This window comes from Bacillus sp. P4_D3 (assembly GCF_056401855.1).
In genome coordinates this window covers 1-638 of record NZ_JBFUIN010001233.1, presented here as the reverse complement: position 1 = coordinate 638, position 638 = coordinate 1, and the positions used below count along the sequence as shown (strand labels likewise).

Annotated in this window: 1 protein-coding gene; it reads left to right on the top strand. The window is 37.8% G+C overall.

Going from position 1 to position 638, the window contains the following annotated elements; genetic code table 11:
* Positions 1 to 638, top strand: a 638-nt coding sequence (locus AC1DTM_RS30515; RefSeq protein ID WP_477001708.1) for an extracellular solute-binding protein, incomplete at both ends; no start/stop codon positions are given.

Here is a 638-nt window from a genome sequence, read left to right as displayed (position 1 = left end):
TTATATGGCATTCCGTTTTACGGTACAACGCAAATTTTTTATTACAATAAAAAAGCATTAGCGGAAAATGGCTTTACAAAAGAGGATTTAAAGACGTGGGAAGGTGTAGAAAAGGTAGCAAAAACAGTCGCAAAACGTGGTGAAAACGGAAATGTTTCATATGCTGGCTGGATGCCAATGTGGGGGACGTCAAACTTAATTGATGCAGTTCGCAGTGCTGGCGGTAATGTATTAAGTGAAGATGGTAAAAAAGTATTAATTAACGATGACACTTGGGTTTCGGTATGGGAGAAATTCCGTACATGGCTACATGAAGATACAATTATGAAAATACATTCAGGTGGTACTGGATGGGAATATTGGGATAAAACTGTAATTGATTTAGTTGAAGGTAGAACATTAGGATTTACAGGATCATCTGGTGATCAAGGATTTGTTTTTAAATCATTAGGAAAAGGAATGACGGAAGAAGAACGCCTTAACACGTTTGAAGCATTACCTCAGCCTGCTTGGGGTAATAATAAACCAGCGCCAAAACTAGAAACATATTTGTTCACATTAACGAGAAATATTGATCCAGAAGTAGCAAAAGGCGCATATGACTTTATGAAGTTTGCGACAAGTACGGAGAAAACGGC